The 25,913-nt window shown below is 67.9% G+C and carries 22 protein-coding genes; 14 read left to right on the plus strand and 8 right to left on the minus strand.

Annotated features, from left to right (window positions below; all coding sequences use genetic code 11):
• Positions 1–115: 115 nt before the first annotated feature.
• On the minus strand, positions 116–808 hold the full coding sequence (locus ACFOWZ_RS32265; protein ID WP_382377718.1) for a DUF2306 domain-containing protein: 693 nt from the start codon (positions 806–808) through the stop codon (positions 116–118).
• A 90-nt stretch (positions 809–898) separates the two neighbouring features.
• On the opposite strand from ACFOWZ_RS32265, the gene ACFOWZ_RS32270 reads away from it, so the two are divergent.
• The 10 genes from ACFOWZ_RS32270 (at position 899) to ACFOWZ_RS32315 (ending at position 14,279) form a co-directional block, all read left to right on the plus strand.
• Positions 899–1,114: an RNA-binding S4 domain-containing protein gene (locus ACFOWZ_RS32270; protein ID WP_030472749.1), complete on the plus strand. Its 216-nt coding sequence runs from the start codon at positions 899–901 to the stop codon at positions 1,112–1,114.
• 377 nt (positions 1,115–1,491) lie between these two features.
• Positions 1,492–2,985, plus strand: a complete 1,494-nt coding sequence (locus ACFOWZ_RS32275) for a sugar transferase (protein ID WP_382377719.1) — start codon at positions 1,492–1,494, stop codon at positions 2,983–2,985.
• 14 nt (positions 2,986–2,999) lie between these two features.
• Complete coding sequence (locus ACFOWZ_RS32280; RefSeq protein WP_382377720.1) at positions 3,000–4,022, plus strand: Gfo/Idh/MocA family protein; 1,023 nt, start codon at positions 3,000–3,002, stop codon at positions 4,020–4,022.
• Positions 4,022–5,002: an NAD-dependent epimerase/dehydratase family protein gene (locus ACFOWZ_RS32285; RefSeq protein WP_382377721.1), complete on the plus strand. Its 981-nt coding sequence runs from the start codon at positions 4,022–4,024 to the stop codon at positions 5,000–5,002. The genes ACFOWZ_RS32280 and ACFOWZ_RS32285 overlap by 1 nt, the downstream gene beginning before the upstream one ends.
• A gap of 196 nt (positions 5,003–5,198) precedes the next feature.
• Positions 5,199–6,341: a DegT/DnrJ/EryC1/StrS family aminotransferase gene (locus ACFOWZ_RS32290; protein WP_382377722.1), complete on the plus strand. Its 1,143-nt coding sequence runs from the start codon at positions 5,199–5,201 to the stop codon at positions 6,339–6,341.
• Positions 6,342–6,489: 148 nt separating this feature from the next.
• Positions 6,490–11,271, plus strand: coding sequence for a DUF4082 domain-containing protein (locus ACFOWZ_RS32295; protein WP_382377723.1), 4,782 nt, complete (start codon positions 6,490–6,492; stop codon positions 11,269–11,271).
• Positions 11,272–11,278: 7 nt separating this feature from the next.
• A complete protein-coding gene (locus ACFOWZ_RS32300) occupies positions 11,279–11,926 on the plus strand; it encodes a NeuD/PglB/VioB family sugar acetyltransferase (RefSeq protein WP_382377724.1) in 648 nt (215 codons plus the stop codon).
• The gene (locus ACFOWZ_RS32305; RefSeq protein ID WP_382377726.1) at positions 11,923–13,005 is read left to right on the plus strand and encodes a DegT/DnrJ/EryC1/StrS family aminotransferase; all 1,083 of its coding nucleotides are present in this window, start codon (positions 11,923–11,925) and stop codon (positions 13,003–13,005) included. The genes ACFOWZ_RS32300 and ACFOWZ_RS32305 overlap by 4 nt, the downstream gene beginning before the upstream one ends.
• Positions 13,002–13,562: an acyltransferase gene (locus ACFOWZ_RS32310; RefSeq protein WP_382377727.1), complete on the plus strand. Its 561-nt coding sequence runs from the start codon at positions 13,002–13,004 to the stop codon at positions 13,560–13,562. The genes ACFOWZ_RS32305 and ACFOWZ_RS32310 overlap by 4 nt, the downstream gene beginning before the upstream one ends.
• A gap of 447 nt (positions 13,563–14,009) precedes the next feature.
• Positions 14,010–14,279, plus strand: coding sequence for a winged helix-turn-helix transcriptional regulator (locus tag ACFOWZ_RS32315; protein WP_382377729.1), 270 nt, complete (start codon positions 14,010–14,012; stop codon positions 14,277–14,279).
• A gap of 81 nt (positions 14,280–14,360) precedes the next feature.
• Here ACFOWZ_RS32315 and ACFOWZ_RS32320 read toward each other — a convergent pair whose 3' ends face one another.
• Positions 14,361–15,680, minus strand: coding sequence for an HNH endonuclease signature motif containing protein (locus ACFOWZ_RS32320; protein ID WP_382377731.1), 1,320 nt, complete (start codon positions 15,678–15,680; stop codon positions 14,361–14,363).
• A gap of 118 nt (positions 15,681–15,798) precedes the next feature.
• Between ACFOWZ_RS32320 and ACFOWZ_RS32325 the strand changes: the two genes are divergently transcribed.
• Positions 15,799–16,650, plus strand: a complete 852-nt coding sequence (locus ACFOWZ_RS32325) for a helix-turn-helix domain-containing protein (RefSeq protein ID WP_382377732.1) — start codon at positions 15,799–15,801, stop codon at positions 16,648–16,650.
• Positions 16,625–16,807, plus strand: coding sequence for a DUF397 domain-containing protein (locus ACFOWZ_RS32330; protein ID WP_382377734.1), 183 nt, complete (start codon positions 16,625–16,627; stop codon positions 16,805–16,807). The genes ACFOWZ_RS32325 and ACFOWZ_RS32330 overlap by 26 nt, the downstream gene beginning before the upstream one ends.
• Here the strand turns inward: ACFOWZ_RS32330 and ACFOWZ_RS32335 are convergent.
• Together ACFOWZ_RS32335 and ACFOWZ_RS32340 are read right to left on the minus strand one after the other, a co-directional pair.
• Positions 16,760–18,100: an O-antigen ligase family protein gene (locus tag ACFOWZ_RS32335; RefSeq protein WP_382377736.1), complete on the minus strand. Its 1,341-nt coding sequence runs from the start codon at positions 18,098–18,100 to the stop codon at positions 16,760–16,762. The two genes, ACFOWZ_RS32330 and ACFOWZ_RS32335, sit on opposite strands and share 48 nt — an antisense overlap.
• Positions 18,079–18,960, minus strand: coding sequence for a hypothetical protein (locus ACFOWZ_RS32340; RefSeq protein WP_382377738.1), 882 nt, complete (start codon positions 18,958–18,960; stop codon positions 18,079–18,081). The genes ACFOWZ_RS32335 and ACFOWZ_RS32340 overlap by 22 nt, the downstream gene beginning before the upstream one ends.
• A 137-nt stretch (positions 18,961–19,097) precedes the next feature.
• On the opposite strand from ACFOWZ_RS32340, the gene ACFOWZ_RS32345 reads away from it, so the two are divergent.
• Complete coding sequence (locus tag ACFOWZ_RS32345; RefSeq protein WP_382377739.1) at positions 19,098–20,066, plus strand: hypothetical protein; 969 nt, start codon at positions 19,098–19,100, stop codon at positions 20,064–20,066.
• Positions 20,067–20,082: 16 nt separating this feature from the next.
• Here ACFOWZ_RS32345 and ACFOWZ_RS32350 read toward each other — a convergent pair whose 3' ends face one another.
• From ACFOWZ_RS32350 to ACFOWZ_RS32360, 3 genes are read right to left on the minus strand one after another with little or no spacing between them, the layout of a single operon-like run.
• Positions 20,083–21,276 carry a rhamnosyltransferase WsaF family glycosyltransferase gene (locus ACFOWZ_RS32350; protein ID WP_382377740.1) on the minus strand — a complete coding sequence of 398 codons (1,194 nt, stop codon included), beginning with the start codon at positions 21,274–21,276 and terminating at the stop codon, positions 20,083–20,085.
• Positions 21,273–22,802 (minus strand): lipopolysaccharide biosynthesis protein, encoded by a 1,530-nt coding sequence (locus ACFOWZ_RS32355; protein ID WP_382377741.1) that lies wholly within the window; start codon positions 22,800–22,802, stop codon positions 21,273–21,275. Before ACFOWZ_RS32355 ends, ACFOWZ_RS32350 begins: the two co-directional genes overlap by 4 nt.
• Positions 22,760–23,785 (minus strand): glycosyltransferase, encoded by a 1,026-nt coding sequence (locus ACFOWZ_RS32360; protein WP_382377742.1) that lies wholly within the window; start codon positions 23,783–23,785, stop codon positions 22,760–22,762. The genes ACFOWZ_RS32355 and ACFOWZ_RS32360 overlap by 43 nt, the downstream gene beginning before the upstream one ends.
• Positions 23,786–23,894: 109 nt before the next feature.
• Between ACFOWZ_RS32360 and ACFOWZ_RS32365 the strand changes: the two genes are divergently transcribed.
• Positions 23,895–24,737, plus strand: a complete 843-nt coding sequence (locus ACFOWZ_RS32365; RefSeq protein ID WP_382377743.1) for a glycosyltransferase — start codon at positions 23,895–23,897, stop codon at positions 24,735–24,737.
• Here the strand turns inward: ACFOWZ_RS32365 and ACFOWZ_RS32370 are convergent.
• Positions 24,709–25,875 (minus strand): MFS transporter, encoded by a 1,167-nt coding sequence (locus ACFOWZ_RS32370; RefSeq protein WP_382377748.1) that lies wholly within the window; start codon positions 25,873–25,875, stop codon positions 24,709–24,711. The two genes, ACFOWZ_RS32365 and ACFOWZ_RS32370, sit on opposite strands and share 29 nt — an antisense overlap.
• Positions 25,876–25,913: the final 38 nt, after the last annotated feature.

Consider the following 25,913-nt stretch of genomic DNA (forward strand, 5'->3'; position numbering starts at 1 on the left):
CTTGGGCGCGTCCCGCGATCGCCGAGCCCGAAACCGGCACCTTCGCCGAGGCCAAAGCTCTGGAGAAGGAGCACAGCACGATTCAGAACAGCAAGGCGGCACGGACCGTGGCCTGTCACGCCACGGACGCGCTCGACTGCGCTGACCTGCTCGAGATGCTCGGCCTGAGCGCCGAGGAGGGCAAGGCGCGGGTGTAACCCCGCGACTGGATCCACCACTCGGCGACCAGCAGGTTCACCACGAACGACAGCCAGTTCGCGGTGGCGAAGACCATCAGCCCGGCAGCGTCGTCGGCAGGGTTGAGCAGTGCGCCGAGCAGCAGTCCCCACAGCCGGCCGGTCACGGCGGCGGTGGTCAGTGCGAAACCGCGGATCATCCAGATGCGGTGTTCGCCGAACTGGCGCCGCCGGGCCGTCCGCAGGCCCTGGACCGCACTGGCGAACCAGAGCACCGACAGCACCGTCAGCGGTCCTGACGTGGCAAGGCCGTACAGCGAGAGCTGAGCGACGACGACACCGAGCACCGACGACGGCAGCACGCCGGCGAAGTACACGCGTCCCAGCACCCGGTGCACGCGCGGATGCTTCGCGCGCAGACCTGGCCAGAACTGCGAGACACCCGCCAGGACGGCGACCGTTCCGGTGAAGATGTGGGTGACGAGCAGGCCGTAATGGACCGGGCCGCGCAACGCGGGCCGCGCCTGAGCCATGTCCAGAGTGACGTACGCGCTCGCGGCGAAGATCGTTATCGCGACGCAGACCACTCCGGACACCGCCAACCAGGCGATGTGTCCCCTCGAAGTTTTCATGCGTTCAAGCCTGTCAACGACTTCACCCGAACGCGCTGGTGTGTGCCCCCGAGCAAGCACTGGGGTGCGCCCTACTGGGATGATGGGCTCATGCGGACGGTGGAGATCTCCGAAGAGCCGATCAGGCTAGGACAGTTCCTCAAGCTGGCTCAGCTCGCCGAGGACGGCGGGCACGCGAAGGAGCTCATCGAGGACGGGGAAGTCCACGTCAACGGCTCTGTGGAGCTGCGGCGCGGTGCCCAGCTGCGCGACGGCGACGTGGTGGTCGTCGAGGGCGACGAGGTTCGCATTTCCGTTCGGAGGTAAGACATTACTCCGTTCAGCGGTAAGAACATGCACAATCGCAGTCGATCCGACTAGGGTCCGAAGACCTTGTTCTGAACCATTCCCGCTTGGCATACGTAACCTTTATGTCTCATGTGGACACGAGGAATCGTCTTGCGCGGGCAGGGTTTCGAGACGGTGAGACGCGCGTCACTCCCATATTCGGGCCATCCGGGAAAGATTTTTCCGCGGCCTGTAACGCGGATGCCGGGACGCGCGAATCACCGGTTGCGAGCTTCGGGCGCCGAGCCTGAAAGAGGCGTTGCCGGAGATCGCGACAGATCCAGGTTCCAAGGTCCTCGGGGTGACCTGCGTACGTGCACGTCCGGAATCGCCGCTGAGCCGGGGAGTCAGAAACGATGAGTGAGCAGGTCCGCGCCGCCCGTGATGTCGACGGGCTGCGCTCCACGCTCAATCCGCTGTCCGAACACAGACAGACTCACCCACCTGTCGCCCGGTGGGAAAGTCGCTACCGCTACGCCGTGATCACGGCCGATGTGCTGACCGTTGCCCTGGTCGTCATCGCCACCGGCGCCGTCATGAGCATCCGTCACACGGCCTTCGGGCCGCTTTCTCTTGCCCTGCTGGACATACTCACAGTGGTCGTCGTCGCCGGATCGCTCGCGATCAACCGGGTGTGGACGCCGACCGTTCTCGGTCAGGGGGCCGAGGAGTTCCGAAGACTGGGCCGGGGTTTGTTCGGTGCCGTCGTAGCGCTCGGCCTCGGAGCGCTCGCCGTCGACATCCCCGGCGCACGCCTGTGGGTCTTCGTCGTGGTACCCGCGATCGCCCTGGTCGCGTTCCCCATGCGTTATCTGCTGCGCCGCCCGCTGCACCGCGGCCGCAGTGAAGGCCGTTTCCTGCTCTCCGTCCTCGCCGCCGGCAACCTGGACACCGTCGAGGACCTGATCCACCGCACCAAGCGAGTCGCCCACCTGGGCTGGCGCGTCGACGCGATCTGCACGATCGACGGTCGCGGCCGCTCCGGCACGGAGGTCGACGGCGTGCCCGTCGTCGGTCAGCTGCGCGAGCTCGCCGACCACGTCCGCCGCGGCGGTTACCGCATCGTCGCCGTCACTCCCGACGCCTACTGGACGCCCCGCCGGCTCCAGCAGCTCGCCTGGGCCCTGGAGGGTTCCGGTGCCGAGATGGTCGTCTCGCCCGGCCTGATGGAGGTCGCGGGCCCTCGGTTGCACATGAGCGCAGTCCTCGGCATGCCGCTGCTGCGGGTCAGCGAGCCCGCGTTGAGCGGGTTCCGCCGCCTGGTCAAGGACGTCGTCGACCGCGTCGGAGCGTTCTTCCTGCTGATCCTGCTGGCGCCGCTGATGTTCGCCGTCGCCGCGTTCGTGATGATCGACAGCCGTGGACCCGTGTTCTACCGCCAGAAGCGGGTCGGCAAGGGCGGGGTGCCGTTCACGATCATCAAGTTCCGCACCATGGTCACCAACGCCGACGCCTTGCGCACCAGGCTGGCCGCCGCGAACGAGGGGCACGGTCTGCTGTTCAAGATGAAGAAGGACCCGCGCATCACCAGGGTCGGCACGTTCCTGCGCCGGTACTCGATCGACGAGCTGCCCCAGCTGTTCAACGTCCTCGCGGGCAGCATGTCGCTCGTCGGTCCACGCCCGCCGCTGCCGGAGGAGACCGCGAAGTACTCCTCGGACGTGCGGCGCCGCCTGCTCGTGAAGCCCGGTCTGACCGGTCTCTGGCAGGTGAGCGGACGCAGCGACCTGTCGTGGGAGGAGTCGATCCGCCTCGACCTGCGCTACGTCGAGGACTGGTCGCTCGCGCTCGACGCCGTGATCTTGTGGAAGACCTTCCGCGCCGTCTTCGGCGGTCAGGGGGCCTACTGATGGAGAAGTCTCCTGTGATTGGCATTGCTGTCATCGGCGCCGGGTACTGGGGCCCGAACCTCGTCCGCAACGCGCAGGCCACGCCCTCGTTGCGCCTGCGTCACCTGTGCGACCTCGACGTGGAGAAGGCTCAGCGCGTGCTGGGGGAGTACTCGACGGTGCGCGCCACGGCGTCGCTCGACGAGGTGCTCGCCGACCCCGAGGTGCAGGCGGTCGCGATCGCCACCCCGGCCGCCACGCACCTGCCCGTCGCTCTGGCGGCACTGGAAGCCGGCAAGCACGTTCTGGTCGAGAAGCCGCTCGCGGCGAACTTCGAAGACGGCCGCAAGCTCGTCGAGACCGCCGAACAGCGCGGCCTGACCCTGATGCTGGACCACACGTTCGCCTACACCTCCGCCGTGCAGCACCTGCGCAAGATCATTCGCGGCGGCGAGATCGGCGACATCCAGTACATCGACTCGGTGCGCATCAACCTCGGTCTGGTGCAGCCGGACGTGGACGTGCTGTGGGACCTCGCCCCGCACGACCTGTCGATCTTCGAGGCGATCCTGCCCGACGACGTCCACCCGGTGGAGGTCGCGGCGCACGGCTCGGACCCGATCGGTGCGGGCGTCGCGTGCGTCGGCCACCTGACGGTGCGACTGTCCAACGAGGCAATCACGCACGTGCACGTGAACTGGCTGTCGCCGACCAAGATCCGCACGATGGTCATCGGCGGTTCGCAGCGCACGGTCGTGTGGGACGACAACAACCCGGCGCAGCGGCTGTCGATCTACGACCGCGGCGTCGACCGTTCCGAGGAACAGCAGAAGATCTCCTACCGCACCGGCGACATGGTCGCGCCGGCACTGGTGGAACGCGAGGCGCTGCGCACGATGATGGCCGAGTTCGCGGCGTCCATCACCGAGAAGCGCCCGCCCCTGACCGACGGCCGCGCGGGCCTGCGCGTCCTCGCGGTGCTGGAGGCGGCGTCGGAGTCGCTGCGCTCCGGCGGAGTGTTCGTTCCCGTTCAACAAGTGGAAAGCAAGGTGTCTTGATGTCGGCACAGCCCATTTCGGGGCAGCGCGCACTCGTCACGGGTGGCGCGGGCACGATCGGGTCGTCGGTGGTGGACCAGCTCGTCGAGGCCGGTGCGGCCGAGGTCGTCGTGCTGGACAACTTCGTGCGTGGCCGCCGCGAGAACCTGGCTTCTGCCCTGAAGTCCGGTGTCGTGCGCATCGTCGAAGGCGACATCAACGACAAGGCCCTGGTCGCGTCACTGACCGAGGGCATGGACCTCGTCTTCCACCTCGCCGCCATCCGCATCACCCAGTGCGCGGAGGAACCGCGCCTCGCGCTGGAGTGTCTGGTCGACGGCACGTTCACGATCCTGGAGGCCGCCGCGGCCGCCGGCGTGAAGAAGGTCATCGCGTCGTCGTCGGCCTCGGTCTACGGCCTCGCGGAGTCGTTCCCGACCAACGAACGGCACCACCCGTACAACAACGACACCTTCTACGGCGCCGCGAAGGCGTTCAACGAGGGAATGCTGCGCAGCTTCAAGGCCATGTACGACCTCGACTACGTGGCACTGCGCTACTTCAACGTGTACGGCCCGCGGATGGACGTCCACGGCCTGTACACCGAGGTGCTCATCCGCTGGATGGAACGCATCGTCGACGGCAAGTCGCCGCTGATCTTCGGTGACGGGGCGCAGACGATGGACTTCGTGCACGTGCACGACATCGCCCGCGCGAACATCCTGGCGGCTCAGTCGCCGGTCACGGACACGGTGTACAACATCGCGTCCTCGAAGGAGACCTCGCTCAAGGAGCTCGCCCTCGCGCTGCTTGCCGCGATGGACTCCGACCTGCCGCTGGAGCACGGCCCCGAGCGCAAGGTGAACGGCGTGACGCGCCGGCTCGCCGACATCAGCGCTGCGGCCAAGGACCTCGGGTGGAAGCCCGAGATCGAGATGGACGGCGGGCTGCGCGACCTGGTCGCGTGGTGGCGCGCCGAGAAGAACGCCGTTTCAGGATGAACGGAACCTTCATCCACCTCAGGTGGATGAAGGTTCCGTTCATCGCTCCCAGAAGCCGCGGCTGCGGCGCCGCCGGACACCCCCAGGCCGGACGGCGCCGCGGCCGCACCCCAGTTTCCTTTGGCGCGAAAAGCACGTTCGGGCCGCTAGATGGCCCGAACGTGCTTTTCGCGCCGAACAGAGAAGGGCAGTAGCAGTGATTCCGGTTATGCGGCCGTTGCTCGGTGAGGAAGAGGCGCTCGCCGCCGCCGAGGCCGTGCGGTCCGGGTGGGTGGCGCAGGGCCCGCGGGTCCGCGAGTTCGAGGAAGCCTTCGCCGCGTCGGTCGGCGCGCAGCACGGTGTCGCCGTCTCCTCCTGCACCACGGGCCTGCACCTCGCCGTGCACCTGCTCGGCGTCGGTCCCGGCGACGAGGTCGTCGTGCCGTCGCTGTCGTTCATCGCGACCGCCAACGCCGTGCGCTACACCGGTGCGACGCCGGTGTTCGCCGACGTCGACGCCACCACCGGCAACCTCAGCGCGTCCACTGTGGAACCGGTCCTCACCGACAGGACCCGTGCGGTCATGGTCGTGCACCAGGCCGGCGTGCCCGCTGACGTCGACGAGCTCAAGGCCCTCTGCGAGCCCAAGGGCATCGCGGTGATCGAGGACGCGGCCTGCGCGGCCGGCTCCACCTACAAGGGCAAGCCCGTCGGCACCAACGCACTCCTCGCCGCCTGGTCGTTCCACCCGCGCAAGCTCCTCACCACCGGTGAGGGCGGCATGGTCACAACGGACGACCCCGACTGGGCCGTTCGGCTCAAGCGGTTGCGGGAACACGGGATGAGCGTGTCCGCGGCCGACCGTCACCACGGCGGCGCAGCGGTCATCGAGCAGTACCTCGAGACCGCGTTCAACTACCGGATGACCGACATCCAGGCCGCCGTCGGCCTGGTGCAGCTGTCCAAACTGGACGCGATCATCGCTCGTCGCCGTGAGTTGGCCGCGCGTTACCACGAGTTGCTGGAAGGCACGGGCGTCACCGCCGTCCGTGACCCGGAGTACGGCACGACCAACTACCAGTCGTTCTGGGTCTGGCTGCCGGAAGACGCGCCGGATCGTCAGGAAGTCCTTGCGGGCCTTGCCGAACGCGGAGTCTCGGCACGGCGCGGAATCATGGCGTCACACCTCGAACCCGCCTACGAGGGTCACCCCAGCGCTGCACTGCCGGTGACGGAGGCCTTCACGGCCCGGACGCTGATTCTCCCGCTGTTCCACGACATGACGGAGTCCGAACAGGACCAGGTCGTGTCAGCGTTGTCGGAAACTCTCCACACACCTCATCTGACCGTGCGTGGTTGAAAGATAAAGATTCGGGTTGTACCGGAACATTTTTGTGTTGACACGTAACAGTTTTCGAGAGATCGCCGACGTTCGGAGTAGCAGCCCTGTGCTGTCCAGCGTAGTGCGCGGATCACACACGGTAACTCCGTCCGAGAGGTGAAAACCAATGGTGGCTCAGCAGTCGCGTCTCGTGCGGGTGCTTGTGATCACAGCGTTAGTCGCATCCACGATGTTCGTCCTGGGCGTCTTCAACGCCCCGAACGCCCACGCCGCTCCGTGTGACTTCCCGGTCACGAACAAGGTCGCGTGTGAGAACACGCAGCCCGGCGCGGACAACTGGCAGGCGCAGTACCGGGACGACGCGATCCTCGGGTACACGACGGACATCAGCTACAACGTCGGCCAGACCGTCAGCTTCAAGATGCTGACGTCCGCGTCGTCGTACAAGCTCGACATCTACCGGATGGGTTGGTACAACGGCAAGGGCGCCCGGTACATGGGCACGGTCAGCCGGAACACCCCGCAGAACCAGCCACCATGTCTGCGGGACGGGCCGACCGCGCTCATCGACTGCGGCAACTGGGCCGTGTCGCTCACCTGGAACATCCCGTCCAATGCGGTCTCCGGCATCTACTACGTGCGCATGACGCGCAACGACACCGGCGCGCAGAACGAGATGGCGTTCGTCGTCCGTGACGACAGCTCCCAGTCGAAGATCTTCTTCCAGACCTCCGACGCCACCTGGGTCGCCTACAACCGCTACGGCGGCAACAGCCTCTACTTCGGTGACGGCCCCGGCCAGGGCGGCAGCTCGTACAAGGTCAGCTACAACCGCCCGTACACCGGCGGCGACGGCGACGAGAACTTCATCTTCAACGCCGAGTACCCGATGCTGAGGTTCCTGGAGCGCAACGGGTACGACATGAGCTACACGACCGATGTGGACTCCGCGCGGCGCGGGCACCTGATCAAGAACCACAAGGTGTTCATGGCGGTCGGCCACGACGAGTACTGGTCGAACGAGCAGTGGAACAACGTGATGGCCGCCCGTGACGCGGGCGTGCACATGGCGTTCCTGACCGGCAACGAGATCTTCTGGAAGACCCGCTACGAGAAGAGCATCGACTCCTCGCAGACGGACTGGCGCACCATCGCCTGCTTCAAGGAGACCAAGGGCACCCAGAACGACGGCCTGAACGACTGGACCGGCACGTGGCGCGACCCGCGCTACAGCCCGCCACAGGACGGCGGCAGGCCGGAGAACGCGTTGCTGGGCAACATGTTCACCGTCAACGGCCGTCGTGACGACTCGCTGCAGGTGCCGGCGGCGTACGGCAAGATGCGGCTCTGGCGCAACACCGACCTGCAGAACATGACCTCCGGCACGACGTACACGTTCCAGCCCGGCACGCTGGGATACGAGTGGAACACCGTGTACGACAACGGCTTCCAGCCCGCCGGTGTGGCTCAGATGTCCCGCACGACCGTGCAGCTCGACGGCTACTACGCGCTGAAGAACTACGGCGACGAGTACGGTTCGAGCAGCGAGACGCACGCGATCACCTACTACCGCGCGCCTTCCGGTGCGCTGGTGTTCGGCGCCGGCACGGTGCAGTGGGCGTGGGGCGTGGACGACGAACACGCGTTCCTCACCAACACGCCGACCTCGGACAAGCGGATCAAGCAGGCGACGGTCAACTTCCTCGCGGACATGGGCGTGCAGCCCTACCAGCTGTGGGGAGCGGACCAGCTCGTCATCTCCGGTGCCATCAACGACAACGCCGCGCCCGGCGTGCAGATCACGGACCTGCCGTCGCAGTCGACGGTCGGTCAGCCCTACACGTTCAGCGGCACGGTGATCGACGCGTCCGGCCGCGTGGCGGGCGTCGAGGTCTCGACCGACGGCGGCAACCGCTGGCACTACGCCAACTGGCAGGCCGGCCAGACGACGTGGAGCTACACCTACACGCCGTCGCAGTCCGGTGCCGCGGGGCTGAGGGTCCGCGCGGTGGACGACTCGCTGAACCTGTCCACCCCGGTGCAGGCCTCGCCGAACGTGGCCGCCCGCACCTGTCCGTGCGGCATGTTCTCCGGCCAGGAGGTCCCGAAGGTCACCTCCGCCGACGACGCCTCGCAGCTGGAGCTCGGCGTGAAGTTCCGCGCCGCGAGCAACGGCTACGTCCGCGGTGTGAAGTTCTACAAGGGCACGGGCAACACCGGCACGCACACCGGTTCGCTCTGGTCCGCCAACGGTGACCTGCTCGCCACCGGCACGTTCACCAACGAGTCGCCGACGGGCTGGCAGACGCTGCTCTTCCCGTCGCCGATCGCGGTGACCGGCAACACGACCTACATCGTGTCGTACTTCACGCCGACAGGGCACTTCGCGTACGACTCCGGCGGGTTCTACAACCAGCAGGCGTACATGGAACCCGTCACCGGCCTGAAGTCCGGTGTGGACGGACCGAACGGCGTGTTCCGCTTCGGCGCCGGCTTCCCGAACAGCACGTTCGACAACACCAACTACTGGGTAGACGTGGTGTGGGCGCCGGACCCCGGTCCCGACACCCGCGCGCCGATCCAGACCGCGATGTCCCCGGTGTCCAACGCCGGTTCGGTCGCGCTCAACACCACGGTGTCCGGCACGTTCGACGAGAACGTCACGCTGAACTCGGCCGTCGTCACGGTGACCGGCCCGTCCGGTGCGGTCACCGGCACGAAGTCGCTGTCGGCCGACGCTCGCACGGTGACGTTCACGCCGTCGGCACCGCTGGCGGCCGCCACGTCCTACACGGTCACGATGAAGGCCGCGGACGCGTCGAACAACATGTCGTCGCAGTCGAACTGGACGTTCACGACCGGCTCGCCGCGCCCTGCGGCCTGCCCGTGCACGATCTGGGACGACTTCGCGGCACCGGCGGTGATCGACGCCGGTGACACGAACCAGGTCGAGGTCGGCACCAAGGTCCGCTTCGACGGCAAGGGCGAGGTGCTCGGCGTCCGCTTCTACAAGGGCACCGGCAACACCGGCACGCACACCGGCTCGCTGTGGACCTCCTCCGGTCAGCTGCTGGCCCAGGGCACGTTCACCGGTGAGACCACGTCCGGCTGGCAGAAGCTGATGTTCAACTCGCCGGTGGCGGTGCAGGCGAACACGACCTACGTCGTGTCGTACTACGCCCCGAACGGCCGGTACTCCGTCAGCTCCGGCTACTTCAACGGTCAGGGCGCGGACTACCAGTCGCTGCACGCGCTGCAGAACGGCCAGGACGGCGGCAACGGCGTCTACCGCTACGGCAGCGGAGGCGGGTTCCCGAACTCGTCGTACAACGCCACGAACTACTGGGTCGACGTCATCTACCGCAACGGTCTCAACGGCGACACCACGCCGCCGTCGCTGACGAACCGCACGCCGGCCGTCGACGCGACGAACGTGGGCCTGCAGACCACCCTGACGGCGACGTTCAACGAACCGGTCGACCCGGCGTCGGCACAGATCTGGCTGACCGATCCCAAGGGTGGCAAGCTCTCCGGCTCGATCTCGCTGTCCGGTGACCAGAAGACGGTCACGTGGACACCGTCCGGCAAGCTCGTCGCCGGCACGCGGTACCAGGCGCGCGTGGGCATCGCGGACGTCAACGGCATCGCCATGCCGACGCCCGCGGAGTGGGGCTTCACCACCACGACCACGCCGACCTGCCCGTGCTCGCTGTTCAGCACGGCGACGGTGCCGGCGGTGACTTCGGCTGACGACGCCGGGGCGTACGAGCTCGGCGTGCGGTTCAGCCCGTCGCAGTCCGGCCAGATCACCGGTGTCCGCTTCTACAAGGGCGCGGGCAACACCGGCACGCACACGGGCTCGCTGTGGAGCGCTTCCGGTCAGCGTCTCGCGACCGGCACGTTCGGCAACGAGACCGCGACCGGTTGGCAGACGCTGACGTTCTCGCAGCCGGTGATCGTCAGCGCCGGGCAGACCTACACCGCGTCGTACACGACCACCACCGGCCACTACGCGGTGAACGGCGGGTACTTCTCGACCGGTGGGGTGAACTCGCCGCCGCTGACGGCACCGCAGGACCAGAACGGTGTCTTCGTGCCGGGTTCCGGGTTCCCGACGATGACGTACGGCTCCGGCAACTACTGGGTCGACGTCGTCTACCAGCCGAACGCGGACAACACGGCACCGGTCGCGCAGTCGCACACGCCGCTGTCCGGTGCGTCCCAGGTGGACCTGACGTCGCCGATCACGGTGTCGTTCGACGAAGCGGTCGACCTGAGCACGGCGCAGTTCTCGGTCACGGACCCCGGTGGCGCGAAGATCGGCGGCACGCTGGCGCTCTCGCCGGACGGCAGGATGGTCACGTTCACACCTGCCGCCAGGTTCGCGGCGTCCACTGTGTACTCGGTGAGCGCGAAGATCGCGGACACGTTCGGCAACATGATGGCGAACCCGGTCACGTGGTCGTTCACCTCGGCGACGACGCAGACCTGTCCGTGTTCGTTGTTCAGCGCGGCGACGGTGCCTTCCGTCACCTCCGCTGACGACACCGGCGCGTACGAGCTGGGCGTGAAGTTCACGTCCACGGCCAACGGCCAGATCACCGGTGTGAAGTTCTACAAGGGCGCCGGCAACACCGGCACCCACACCGGATCGCTCTGGTCCGCGGACGGCACCCGTCTGGCGACCGGCACGTTCTCGAACGAGACCGAGTCGGGCTGGCAGACGCTGACGTTCTCGTCGCCGGTGTCGATCACGGCGGGAACCACTTACGTGGCCTCGTACACGACCACCACGGGTCGCTACGCGGTGAACGCCGGCTACTTCGGTTCGGTGACCTCGCCGCCGCTCGCCGCCTCGCCGTCGGCCGGTGTGTTCACCGGCGGGTCCGGGTTCCCGACCTCGACCTACAACGGTGGCAACTACTGGGTGGACGTGGTGTTCCAGTGACACGTCAGTGACGGCACGACCACTGCTGTTCATCGGGGCAGGTGGACTCGCTCGCGAGGTGATCGCGGCGGTCCGCCTCCTCCCGGAGCTCTGGAACCCCGTCGGGGCTCTGGACGACTCCACCGCCCTGCACGGCACCCTGATCGACGGGGTGCCCGTGCTGGGCGGGCTCGCCTCCTTGAATGATCATCCGGACGCGGCCGTCGTGGCGTGCATCGCCAACGCGCGGCGGCCGTTGTCCCGCCTCTCGCTGGTGTCACGACTCGGCCTGCCGGACTCTCGGTGGGCGACGATCGTGCACCCGGCGGCCGTGACCTCCGGCGCGACCCTGGGCTGCGGCACGGTTCTTCTCGCGGGTGTCGTGATCACGACCCCGCTTTCCGTTGGACGGCACGTGGTGGCCATGCCCCACGTGCTGATCACTCACGACGACGTCGTCTCCGACGGCGTTACTTTCGCCGGCCGTGCCTCGCTCGGGGGTTCGGTGCACGTCGGGGAATCCGCGTACCTGGGACAGGGAGCCATGGTGCGCGAGGGTGTGAAGATCGGCTCCGGTGCGGTGGTTGGCATGGGAGCCGTTGTCCTGCAGGACGTTCCGGCAGGAGAGACGTGGGCCGGTGTACCGGCCCGCCCGTTGCGTGGGGAGAGCGCGTGATCGAGATTCCGCTGGTGGACCTGCGTGCCCAGCACGAACAGGTGGCCGACGAGGTGGCCGACGGCTGGGCAGAGGTGCTCAAGACGACAGCCTTCATCAACGGCCCGCAGGTCGCCCGCTTCGAGTCGGAATTCGCTGCCTACCAGGAAGTTCCGCACGCCATCGGTGTCGGCAACGGCACCGACGCGATCGAGCTCGCGCTGCGTGCGCTGGGCGTCGGCCACGGTGACGAGGTCGTCCTGCCCGCCAACACGTTCATCGCGACGGCCGAGGCCGTCGCCCGCTGCGGCGCGACGCCGGTGCTCGTGGACTGCGTCGACGACACGCTGCTGATCGACCACTCGCAAGTGTCCTCTGTGGTCACTTCCCGCACGAAGGCCGTTGTGCCCGTGCACCTGTACGGCCAGGCCGCGCCGGTCGAGCTGCTGCCCACCGGCCTCCCGGTCGTCGAGGACGCCGCCCAGGCCCAGGGCGCGCGCCGCAACGGTGTCGCCGTCGGCGGCCTCGGCGTCGCCGCCGCCACCTCGTTCTACCCCGGCAAGAACCTCGGCGCGTACGGCGACGGCGGCGCGGTGCTCACCACGTCGGACGCGATCGCCGAGTCGGTGAAGCTGCTGCGCGAGCACGGTTCGCCGCGCAAGTACGAGCACCCGGTGCTCGGGTTCAACAGCCGCCTCGACACGCTCCAGGCCGTGGTGCTGTCCGCGAAGCTGCGCCGGCTGGAGGGCTGGAACCAGGCCCGCCGCGCCGCCGCCCAGCGCTACAGCGAGATGCTCGCCGACGTCGAGCGCGTGCGGGTTCCGGTCGTGCTGGACGGCAACCTCCCGGTGTGGCACCTGTACGTCGTGCGCGTGCCGGACCGCGACCGCGTGCTGTCGTCGTTGCACGCCGCCGGGATCGGCGCGGGCATCCACTACCCGACGCCCCTGCACAAGACCGGCGCGTTCGCGTCGTTGGACGGCTCGTTCCCGGTCGCCGAGTCGTCGGCCGCGGAGCTGTTGTCGCTACCGTTGTTCCCGGAGATCACCGAGTCGCAGCAGGCTCGGGTCGTCGAAGCGCTGACGGAGGCATTGCGATGAGCGGCGTGCGGGTGCACCCCCAGGGACTGTGCGAGTCCGACGACGTAGGCGAGGGCACGCGCGTGTGGGCGTTCGCGCACGTGCTGCCAGGCGCGCGCATCGGTCGTGACTGCAACATCTGCGACGGCGCGTTCGTCGAGTCACGCGCGGTGCTGGGCAACAACGTGACGGTCAAGAACAGCACATTGGTCTTCGACGGCGTGACGTGCGAGGACGACGTGTTCCTCGGCCCGAACGTGTTGTTCACCAACGACCTGCGCCCCCGCGCGCACGTCAAGAAGACCGGCGACGCCCTGGAGACCACGCTGGTCCGGCGCGGGGCGACCTTGGGCGCCGGCACGGTCGTGGTGTGCGGCACGGAGATCGGCGAGCACGCGTTCGCCGCGGCCGGTTCGGTGATCACGAAGTCGGTGCCTGCGCACGCGTTCGTGGCGGGCAACCCGGCCGTGGTGAAGGGCTGGGTCTGTGCGTGCGGCGCCCGGCTCGCCGGCGACCTGGCGTGCCAGGAGTGCGGTACGCGGCACGAGGAGACCCCGGACGGCCTGAAGGCGCTGTAACGCGCTTTGGCCTTTTTGGCTTGCGGCCGCCGGAGCCCGGTTCGTGGCTCCGGCGGCCTTCGCGCTTCAGCGGCTCATGTCGTCCAACGCGTCCAAATCCTCCTGGGACAGGGAAAGCCCAGCGCCCGCGAGGTACTCGCGCAGGTGCGTCGTTGACGACGTGCTGGGAATGAGCAGGATGGGTTGTCGTGGACCTGGCGGCGCAGATCTTCCGGGCGGCGGGCGAGAGGCCAGCCGCCCGGGTTGTCCCGGGTCGCGCCGACCTTGGTCGCGATGTGCAGCGACTCGGGATAGGGGGTGCAACGACCTCCCGCAGAACGGCCTGAGCGCCGTCGCGGTCGGCCGGCGGACCCATGACCCAGGGCCCGGCCAGCTGCACGGTGCCGTAGCCGAACCGGGTGACCGTCAGGTCGCCGAGGGCCCAGGTGCCGTTGGGTCGTCCTGATCTTGTGCGCGCTGGGCGGTGACGACGGCCCGCCGAAGGCGATGCGGTACTCCGAGCTTGCCCGCCTGCTGGCCGGGGTCAGCCAGAAGATGCTCACCCAGACGCTGCGGTCGCTGGAACGCGACGGCCTGCTCGCCCGCACCGTGACGCCGACAGTTCCGGTGACGGTCACCTACGAGCTGACCGACCCCCGGACTCTCGCTGCACGAACTGACGCGCGGGATCAGGGGCTGGGCGCAGACCAACATGGACGAGGTCTCCGCACACCGTGAGAACTACGACGCTCGCACGTCCTGACGAGCAGCTCGTCGCGCAGCTGCTCGCCACCCGGCCGATCTACGCCGCCCTCGCGGTCACCTGCGAGGGGCGGCGCGACATCTCTGGTTGTCGGTCCCGGCGACGGCAGCGCCACGTACTGGCCGCAGACGGTCACGCGGTGAACGGGACAACTCCACCAGAAGGGGTCGCGGTGCTGGGACCGGCCGCGGTGAGGTGTGGGCGGCGTGCAGTTGGTTGGTTCGTGGTCGGCGTTGCGGGTCGATGAAGGTGGGCGGGTGGAAGTGCGGCAGGCCGTTGGTCATGCGGAGCTGCCAGTCGGAATGGTGGACGAGGTCGTGATGGCGGCGACAGAGCAGGGCGAGGTTGCCCAGATTGGTTTGGCCGCCGTTGCTCCAGTGTTCGATGTGGTGGGCTTCGCAGTGTGAGGGTGGTCTGGTGCAGCCGGGGAAGGTGCAGCCCTTGTCGCGGGCGATGAGGATGCGGCGCAGGCCGGCATTGATGGTTCTGGTCTTGTGGCCCACGTCGTAGATCTGGGAGCGGCTGCCGAGCACCATCGGAATGACGCCGCTGTCGCAGGCGATTTTGCGGATCTGGTTCATCGGGACGTGTTCGCCGTTGTCGAGGCGGCCGGTGCCGATGGCGGTGCGGAGGTTGTCGTAGTCGACGGTGATGGTGAGCTGGACGCGCTCGCCGCCCTGGACGCGGTGGTGGTCCGCGCGCAGGGCGAGGCTGACGACCTCGCAGAACGCGTCGCCTTCCCGTTCCGGCGCGAACCGCACGTCACCGGGCTCGGGCTTGGCGAGCGGGTCGATCAGCGCGTCCAGCTTCGCGCCGGTTTCCGCGTCGACGTCGGCGGAGAGGTGGTACCGGCCGCCTTTCCACTGCCGCCGCAGCACGTTGCGCGGCGCCACCGGTTCCGGATCTTTGGGTTCGGGACCGTCCTGGTCGAGGCGGTAGGCGAGATCCTTGCAGAACTCCTTCGCCGAGCGGGGTTCGTGCAGGAGCGCGTACTCGACGACGTGGTCTTCGACCACAGCGGGCAGTTCGGCCATCGCGGCGACCACCACGTCGACGTGGTCTTCGGACAGTGCGCCGTCGGCCATCGCGGCCGCTGTCACGGGTAGTGCGGGTTCGATCCTGGAACCGGTGGGTGTGGTGGTGGGGCACAAGGCCTTGGCCTGGGCGAGTTTGCGGCGGGAGACCTTGGGATCCCAGCGCAGCGCGTGTTTGAAGACCTCGACGAGGTCCTTGTATCCCAACGTCACCGCCGCGCCCTGCTGGTCGAGCGCGCCGACGATCTGCAGTACCTGGAACTGGAGTCGTTGCAGCGCACGGACTTTCCGCTTGAGCTCGTCGAGGAGCTCGAGCGGGGAGGAAAGTTCGAGGGCCGGCATGTCTCCACTGTGGCGTGAACACGCGTTCGAATGCCATTACACGATCGGGGGAACGCGGGAAGGCTTCACCCTAACGAGCCGTTCATTGGAGTTACTTCAACGGTTAGCGTGCAAGAGCATGACCGCGATCATCTCCACCGCGTACAGCCGGGATCTGGGCGACGAACTGCGCAGGATACGAGAGGCCTGCACCAGTTTCGGCGGCCGCGCGATGGCCGCCCAGCTCGGGTGGGACCCGAGCAAGGTGTCGAACATCGAGACCGGCAAAGCCCGTGCGAGCGACGTCGACCTGGCCCAGTACCTGGCGACGTGCGGCAAGGACCTCGACTACCTCCAGGACTTCGGCAACCGGTACCGCCACGCCTTCGACACGTACTTCGCGCAGGTATCGGACAACCTCCGCACCATCGCCATGGCCGAGTCGGCGGCAACGAAGATCACCTCGTACGACATCCTCACCGTGCACGGCCTCGCGCAGACGGAGTCCTACGCGCGTGCGTTGCTCACGGAGAGCGGGCGCAATGCTGCGGAGGAGATCGAAGAGTTCGTCAGGCTAAGGATGGAGCGACAGGCGGTCCTGCGGCGTCCGTACCCACCGGAATGCACCTTCTACGTGCACGAACTCGCCCTCCAGATGCGCCTGGGCACTCCGCGGATCATGGCGGAGCAGTGTCGGCGCCTGCTCCTCCGCTCCCACGCCCTGCGGATCGTGCCGGCGGAGGCCAAAGGTGCCGCTTTCCACTCGAAGTGCACGTTGTTCGAGTTCGACAAGGTCTCGCCGGTCGCCTACACCGAGTCCGACCTGGCCAACGTTTTTGCGCAGGACACCGCTGCCATCACGCGAAGCAGGAAGCTCTTCGAGCATTTGGATGCGATCGCGTTGGATGAGGAACAATCTCGGAGGAAGCTGGCGGAGTACGTCAGCGGACTTCGAGAGGACGACGATGACCCGCGAACGGACTTGGCGTAAGAGCAGCCACAGCAACGGTGATGGCAACGGCGAGTGCGTGGAGGTCTCGCTGGCCCACAACGCCTTGGTCCGGGACTCGAAGAACGCGAGCGGCGACGTCCTCGCGTTCTCAGCCCCTGCCTGGCGCAACCTGGTCGGTTGGCTCGTTTCGCCGTGATTCGGCCTCCTGCTTGGCGATCCGCAGCAACGCACCGGACACGCCGATCAGCAGGAACGACATCCCGGTCGCCACGCTGAAGCTGAGCTGGTCGAACGTCGCGGCGCCCAGCGCGGACGTCAGCATCGCGCCCACCAGGCACACGGCGATGCCGCGAACGCTCTCGTCCTTCGACAGCGACCGGGCCCGCAGCGCCGCGTAGATGCCGCCGAGGAACAGCAGCACGTACGCCAGCAGGCCCAGGTAGCCGTTCTCGATCATCGTCAGCAGGTACTGGTTGTCGAGGATCGTGTACTTGGACGGCAGGAACGTGCCGAAGCCGCGGCCGAGCCACGGGTGTTTGGCGATCTCCAGCCACGCGCCGTCGTAGTCCTTGGTGCGGCCCTGGAACGACGGGTCGTCCTCGATGTTGGAGAACATCGACGTCACGGTGCCGAAAAGCCCGGGCACGACGGCCGACGCACCGCCCAGGAACACCGCGCCCACACCCAGCAGCGGCAGGCCGCGGCGGCGGGGGAGCAGCACGCCGAGCACGATGCCCGTCACCACCAGGCCGATGATCGCCGTGCGGGACAACGACAGGATCGCCATCAGGCTCAGCAGCGACAGCGCGGTCCACCAGCGGCCGACGGGCTCACCGCGGTCCTTCGCCTGGAACACGAAGTGCGCGGCGAACGGCACGCCCAGCACGCAGACCAGGCCGAACTCGATCGGGTGGTTCACCGTGCCGGCCGGGCGGAAGAAGATCGACCGCGACTCCAGCGCCGAGTAGCCGTTGTCCTGCACGCGCAGGCCCGGCAGCGTCACGTACGACGCGAGGTCGAGGCCCAGACCGAACTGGATCAGGCCGATGAACGCGCCGAACGTCAGGCAGCCCACCATGACCTTGAGCACGCGGCTCAGGCGTTCGCCGCTGCGGACCGCGTCGCACACGAACACGGCGAGCGCGGACATCGCCACGATCCGGATCAGCGCCGAGTCCGACACCGACAGTTCGTCGGCGGGCAGGTAGCGGCGGGTGGCGATGGCGTACGTCGTCAGGTGCAGGATCACGTAGACCGCGAGCAGGGTGCGCACGGCGTTGCGGCCCTTGGCCATCGACAGGTGGTCGACGAGGTGCGCGGCGAGCCACAGCACCGCGAGGCACAGCGCCACGAACAACGCGGGCGGCAGCGTGATCGGGACGAACGCGATCGTGAACCTGGCAGGGACGACGAGCAGCGCCAGGATGTAGAAGATCAGCAGCGTGGCGCCGTCGGCACGCTGCTGGGTCAGTCTTCCTTGGTCGGCCATGCCGGGTTCGGTGGCTTGGGCGCTTGGATGATGACGGTCTTCTGGTGCGCGTTGGGGATGCCGTGGTTCGTCGGTGGCCGTTGCGGGTGCTGCGGGTGCTGAACCGGCTGCGGCGGGGCGCCGTTGCCGTTGCTCTGCGGGCCGGGCCGGGCCGGGGGAGCGGCAGAGGGCGGGGGCGGCGGGGCAGCGTCCTTCTCGGACGGTGCCGCGCCGGACTCCTTGTCCTTGCGGCGTTTGGCCTTCAGCATGATCGAGTCGGCCGCGAACGTCGAGGCGATCGTCAACAGCAGCAACACGACAGTGGCCGCGCCGACGTACCGGACCTTGCCGCCGATCTTGGCCGACGCGGTGGTCGGCTTCACCAGGATCTGCGCCGTGATGAACGTCTGCTCAGGAGCGTTCAGCGCCTTCTGCTGCGACGCGAGCTCGGCCACCGTCTTGTCGAGCACCTTGCCGACCAGACCCTCCGCCGCCTCGGGAGAGTCCGCCTCCGTGGAGATGAACAGCAGCGGGCCGCCGACCGGGCCGGTGTTCGCGGTGTAGGTCGCCGTGGACTTCTTGCCCGCCAGCTCTTCCGCCGTCTTCGGGTCGCCCAGCACCTGGGTGAGGATCTGCGCCGTGGTCGTGAGGCTGCCGTCGAACTGCAACAGCGGGTTGACCCTGACGACGTCCTCCGGCTTGGTCTTCTCCGAGTACTTGCCACCGGCCGCGGGGGAGGTGAGGACCAGCACGCCGCTCGACTCGTAGCGGGTCGGCACCGTGATGTAGACGTACAGGGCGAGGACACCGGTGAGCAGCACTGCGGGCAGGGCGATGTACCACCGCCGCCGCAGCACTCGTACGGTTCCCCAGAAGTCCATCAAAATCCCCGCTCTGCGGCTCGGTCTTGCGAACCCAATGTTCGTAGGGTATCGCCTGCCTGGAAAATCGGAGTGAGCCGCCAACTGTTACAGCCGGTAGCAATGCGGCGATGAAGGAAGGGAATCCAGGAGGCAGCATGCGTGCAGGACGACTGACCGTGACCGTCGCGGCCATTCTCGTGGTCGTCGGCGGGACAGCGGCTTACGTCGTCTCGGCGGCCGGCGACGCGAACCCGCCGGCGGGCACCGCCGAGCAGGTGTCGCAGGCCCAGACCGGCGATCTTCTGTTCGTCGATCTCGCCGGTGGTCAGAACCGGGTCGAGAAGCTCGCCGAGGGCGGTGCGCGCACCCAGACCGACCTCGCCTGCCAGCGGTTCTTCACCTCCGTGAGCACGAGCGTGTGCCTGCGGCTGTCCGGTCCCGGCCCGTCCTACTCGGCCGAGGTCCGCCGGGACGGCAAGCAGGTCAGGTCCGTGGCGCTGCCCGGCATCCCGAGCAGGGCGAAGGTGTCCCGGTCCGGGAACGTGGTCTCGTGGACGAGTTTCGTCACGGGCGACTCGTACTCGGTGCCCGGCGGGTTCTCCACCCGGACGGGTTTCTACGACGTGCGGACCGGCGAGACCGTCGAGTCGCTCGAACACTTCACCGCCACTGTCGAGGGTTCCGTGCTCACAGCGCGTGACATCAACTACTGGGGTCTGACCGTCGGTTCGGACGACCGCACCTTCTACGCGACCCTCGCGAGCGGTGGCTTCACGTGGCTCGTGAAGGGCGATCTCGCCGCCAAGACCGTCACGTCGCTGCGCCGCGACGCCGAGTGCCCGTCGCTGTCGCCGGACGGCACGAAGGTCGCCTACAAGAAGCGCATCGGCCGCCTCGGCCCGTGGGATCTCGCGGTGCTCGACCTCGCGACCAACGAGGAGAAGCGGCTGCCCGGCACGGCGGGCGTCGACGACCAGGCGACGTGGCTGGGCGAGTCCGAGCTCGCGTTCGCCGCGGTGCCCAAGGACGCCAAGCTGCCCGCGGTTCACGTCGTTCCCTCGGACGGTTCGCAGCCCGCGAAGGTCCTGATCCCCGACGCCACTTCGCCCTCTCCCGTGACGTGAGGAACGCCCCCGCGAGTCACGTGGAGAGCTCGCGGCGGAGCACCTTCTCCAGCTCGTGTCCTGCCGCATCCCAGGAACGTCCCTCCACACTGGACGCGGCCGCGCGTGCGGTCGCGTCGAAGTCCGGCGTAGTGACCACTTCGGACAAAGCACGTGCCAGCGAGTGCGGGGTGGGTGCCGCGTACCGGACGTGGTCGTTGTCCAGGACTACGCGGTTGAAGTGCGCGTCGTTCACCACCGGGATGCATCCGGCGGCGAGCATCTCGTGCGGCACCAGAGAAACGTTCGTCATCGACAGCGACAACCCGGCGAAGCACCGGTTGTAGATGGCGTTGAGGTCGTCGGGCGTGACGAGGCCGTGGTCGTGGAACTGCGGCCCGAGCTGTCCGATCTTCTCGCCGTAGACGTGGATCTTGATGTCGGGGTGCTTCTCGGCGAACACCTCCAACGCGAGCACGCCGAGCTCGAACGCCCGGCGCGGTGCCTTGCGCCGCGCGTAGAAGACGATGCCGTCGCGCTTCTCGTCGCCGAGCTTGTACCTGTCCGCGTCACAGCCGAAGTCGAAGTGGTCGGCGGGCATGCCGTGCTCGTCGCGGACCTTGTCGGCGAGGAACCGTCCGGCGGTGAAGCCGTGCATGCCCATCCGATACGTGTTCTCCGCCAGCGCGTGGAGCCCGCCGGACGGGTAGAACCACGGCTCGTAGTCCTGCACGAGGTAGAACCTCTTGCCCGCACACGGGTCGTTGAACGCCGGGTACGCGGTGATCCACGCCGTGGCGAACACCGCGTGCGCGTCCGCCATGCCGTCCGTGACGTCGTGGATCGAGCCCTTGAAGAACGGGAACGCTTCCCGGATGCCGGGTTCGAGGTCGGCGACGGCGTTGCCGAACGTCTCGTACAGGTACAGCCGGCACTCGTGGCCGAGCGACTCGAGGTGACGGATGAGCCGGAACATCGTGGTGTGCCCACCCGACCCCTTGGACGGGGGAGTGGTGACCCAGTTGATCGTGAGCCGGCCTGTGTCGGGGATCGGCGGGATCACGACCGGTCGGTGGTTTTCGACGTCGGCCTTGCGCACGTCCTCCAGCCGCACCGGCAGCTCTTCGCCCTCGGCCCCGAGCCTCCTCGTCGCCGCCGTGAGCAACCGCACGCCGAGCTGCTTCGCCCCTTGCTCGCGGACGATCTTCGTGACCTGTCTGAGCCGCCTCATGACGCCTTCCTCCGCAGCACGCCAAGGATTTCGTGTCTCATCGGGAACACCACGAGCGCGTAGGCGAGGCACGACAGCGTGCCGCCCACGAGGATCTGGAGGAGTTCGCTGTCGATCACGTTTCTGATTCCGAGCACGACCGCGACCATCAGCACGCCCCCGAGGAACGGCCTGAGCAGCCGCGCGCCCAGAGCGCCCGCCTTGACGCCGTAAGGCTTGAACGCCAACAGGTACGCGGGCGTGATGACCAGCACAGCGACGATCACGTGCGCCGCCGCGACCCCTCTGATGCCGTCGAGTTTCGCGCCCAACGCCAGCAACGGCACCAATGCGGCAAGCCAGACCAGGTGGATCCACAGGATGGCCCGCGACCTGCCGGCGGACGCGAGGAAGTCGTACCCGAGTTCGAGCGCCACCCTGACCGCGCCCAGGAGGACCAGCAACGCCAGCGCGGCCGCCGCGGGAGCCCAGCGCTCGCCGTAGACGACCCGGATCAGCGGCTCGGCCAGCGCGGCCAGCAGCACGCACGCGGGCACCGTGACGAGCGCCAGCAGTCCGAGTGCGCGCCCGAACGACTTCTGGAACAGCTCGGGATCTTCACGAACCTTCGAGAAGGCTGCGAGGGAGACGCTGCGCACTGGTGCGGAGAACGCCGCCACGGGCCAGCTCGCGAGGTTGAACGCCAGCAGGTAGAAGCCGAGCTGGACCGTGCCGAGCATCGCGCCGGCCACGATGTAGTCGACGTTCATCACGCCGAAGATCAGCAGGCTCGACCCGGCGAGCGGCAGGCCGAAGGCGAGGAGTTCCTTGGCCTGCTTTTGATTCCAGCCCGGCCGGAACCTGTCCTTGGTGAGCCAGAACATGATGACGGCCGCACTGAGGTTCTGCGCGATCCGCTGCCACGCGAGGCTCCACGCGCCGAAGCCCATGATCGCCAGCACGACGGCGACTGCGGTGCCTGCGAGGAAGGCTGCCGTGTCGGCGTAGAACTTGTGGTCCTGCCGGAAGTTGCGCTGCATCATCGCGCCCGGCACCGCCGTCGCGCCCGCGATGACGAGGGCGACGGACATCAGCTGGATGACGCCGGTGGCTTCCGGGGCGTCCATCGCGTTGGAGAACCAAGGCGCGCCGACGACGCAGATCAACGCCAGGAGGGTGCCGGACGCCAGCGACAGGGTCGTGACGGTCGGCGCCATCTCCTCGACCGGGTCGTTGGTGCGGACCAGGGCGGCGCTGACACCGAGTTCGGAGACGCTCAGGACGATGTTGAGGACGACCAGGGCCACCGCGAAGACGCCGAACTGCTCGGGGGCGATCAGGCGGGCCAGCAGGACGCTGATGCCTACGGCGGCGAGGCGTTGGAGGAGGGAGTTGATGGCGCTCCAGCGGATGGCGCTGGAGACCTTGCCTTCCAGGCCTGGTCCTGGTGGCGCGGGGGCGGTTGCCACCTGGCCGGGCTCGTCCGAAGAGCTGCTGCCCGCCGTCACCACTCGCCCCGCCACTTCCAGCGCTGCGTGCCCACCCACAACTTCGCCCTCTTCACCGCGTGCGGCGCCAAGAACAACTGAGTCCGGTTCAACAACGCCGGGCTGAACCGCTGCCTCCGCACCAAAGCCCGGTACTCCGGCAGCTCCTCCAACGCGGAGTAAGTCTCCCGGGCGAAGTCCAGCAGCTCCTTCTCCGTGCCGTCCAACTGGTCCCGGTCGTGCAACCGAACGGCACGCCACAACGCATCCCCGGCGATCGCCTTGCGCGCCAACGTCCCCAACCGCGCCGGCAGCCCGGGGTTCTCGGCCAGCACCAGGTCGAACACGTCCCGACGCTGCTCCAGATCGGCGAACACCGACTTGAACGTCGTGCGCATCATGGAGTTCTCGTGCACCCGGTAGTACGCGCCGGGCTTGCCGCTCACGTACCCGATGTCCGACACGGCCGCGATCCGCAGCCACATCTCCAGGTCGCCCGCGTGCGGCAGGTCGGCCCGGTAGCCGCCCACCTTCTGCTGGATCTTGGTGCGCACGACGACCTCCGGCGAGGAGATCACGTTGCGGCTGCTGCGGAAGCGGTTCTCGATCCACTCGTCGCCGCGCCAGACGCGGGATGTCGTCGGCAGCTCGAACACGCGGGGCAACGCGTTGTGGTCGTTGTAGTACACGACTCGGCCGTACACCATGCCCACGTCCGGGTTCTGCTCGAACACCGAGGCCGCGCGCTGCAACGCTCCGGGCGCCAGCAGGTCGTCGGCGGACAGCAGCACCGTGTAGTCGGCGCTCGCCCATTCCAGCAGACCCTCGTTGTAGGTGGCGATGTGCCCCTTGTTCACCTCGTGCCGGCGGCCCTCGACGCGCTTGTCGGCGGCCATCAGTTCGGCCATCACCTCGGGTGTGTTGTCCGAGGACGTGTCGTCGATCACAAGCACCCGCACGTCCACGCCGGGCTGGTCTAGGACGCTGCGGACACAGGCGGGCAGGAAGTGGGCGTAGTTGTAACAGGGGATCACGACGTCCACTGTGGGAAGCGTTGGCACAACCTGGTTATCGTTTCTGTCCCGCTTTCGTTAGCCCCGCAACGTTTTGGGCCCGTCGGACGATGTAGTGGTGACCGGAGTAAGGGGAGTCATGGACCACGTCATCCTGACGCGCTTCAACCTGCCGTCGAAGGGCGCCGAAAGTTACGTCCGGGCAAAGGAAGGATGGCTGACCGAGCGCGTTGCTCTGTTCGAGCGCTACTGCCTGCCATCTGTCGTTGCCCAGACGGACAAACGGACGCGGTGGCTCATCTACTTCGACCCCGAATCACCGAGTTGGCTCAAGGACAAAATCGCCGAACACGGTGACGCGTACACGCCCGTTTTCCGCGCGGAGGTCTCGCGCGAAGAGCTGAGGTCGGACATCCGGTCGCTGTACTCCGAGACCGGTGACGAGCTCATCACCACGAACCTCGACAACGACGACGGCCTCGCCACGGACTTCGTCGAACGTCTCTGCGCGGCTCCCCGACCGACCACCACGGCGGCGTACTACCTGGTCAACGGCCTGATCAAGTCGCCGGGCGGGTTGTACCACCGGGTGGACCGGCACAACGCGTTCGTCTCGGTCCGCGAGACCTGGGACGAGCCGGTGACGTGCTGGGCGCACTGGCACAACCACATGCACCTGCACTTCCCGGTCGTCGAGCTGGGTGGCGCGCCGGGCTGGCTGCAGGTCGTGCACGGTGGCAACGTGTCGAACCGCACACGCGGCCGGTTGGTGTCTCCCGAGCCGTACAAGGCTTCGTTCGGCAACTCGCTCGACGACGTCACCGCGCCCGGTGCCAGAGCGGTGGCGCAGGACCGTCTGGTGTCGCAGCCGGTGCGGTTCGTGCGCGACTCCGGACGTGTGGCGGCGAAGAACGCGGCCATGAAGGTGCTCGGCAAGGGTGGCTTCGAGGCCATCAAACAGAAGCTGGCCGCTCGCGGTTGATTCCGTAACTGATGACGAGCGTCACGGTGAGTGCTGCGAGCGCCACCGTGACGCCCGTCTCCAGACTCGAGTACTGCAACAGCAGTCCAAAAGCGACGGACGAAACGAGACGGCCCAGCGCCTGACCGGTCTGCACGACCGACAGTCCCGACGCCCGCAGCGACTCCGGTGCCGACTCGCTCACCTTGGCCGACAGCACACCGTCCGTGGCCGCGTAGAACAACCCGTGCAGCAGCAGCGCCGCGATCGCGACGCCCTTCCCGCCCTCCGGGATGAACAGCAGCGCGTACACGCCCAGCAGCAGCCCGTGGCCGACGAGGAACATCCGCCAGCGGCCCATCCGGTCCGACAGCTTCCCGAGCGGCGCGGCGGCCGTGAGGAAGACGACCGCCGTGCCGAGCGGGAGCAGGGGCAGGAAGCCGAGCGAGATGTTCGTGGCCTTCTGCACCAGCACGTAGACGAACGCGTCCGAGATCGTCGCGAGCCCCAGCAGGCCGGCGGAGATGGTGGTCCGGCGGAACGGCCGGTCGGTGAGCAGGCCGAGTCCCGCCTTGAACGACGGTCGCGGTCCTTCCACCTTCTTGTCCAAAGGCCTCTCGCGCACGAAGGAGACCAGCACGATCAGGCCGATGACCGCGAACGCCGCGGACACCGCGAAGATCGGCCCCGGCACCATGCCGATCTGGGCGAGCAGGAGGAACGTCACCAGCGGGCCGAGCAGCGCGCCGAACGTGTCCATGCTCCGGTGCACGCCGAACGCCGCGCCCAGCCGGTCCTCGGGCGTGGCGAGCGAGATCATCGCGTCGCGCGGCGCGGTCCGGATGCCCTTGCCCGCCCGGTCGGCGGCCATCAGCGCGCCGATGCCGAACGGGGAGGCGCCGACCAGCGGGAAGAACACCTTGGTGGCGGCCGACAAACCGTACCCGGCCGCCGCGACGGCCTTGGGCCTGCGGAACTTGTCGGACACGGCACCGCCGACCAGCCGCAGCACCGCCGTGGCGCCCGTGTAGATGCCGTCCAGCAGACCGAACTGCGCGTAGCCCAGCTGCAGCGTGAAGAGCAGGTACACCGGCAGGAACGCGGTGATCATCTCTGCCGAGATGTCGGTGAGCAGGCTGACCGTGCCCAGCGCGAACACGGTGCCCGGCAACCGTTTGCGGAAGTCCGTCTTGCCTG

It is taken from the genome of Lentzea rhizosphaerae (assembly GCF_042649515.1).
Classification (GTDB): Bacteria; Actinomycetota; Actinomycetes; order Mycobacteriales; family Pseudonocardiaceae; genus Lentzea; species Lentzea aerocolonigenes.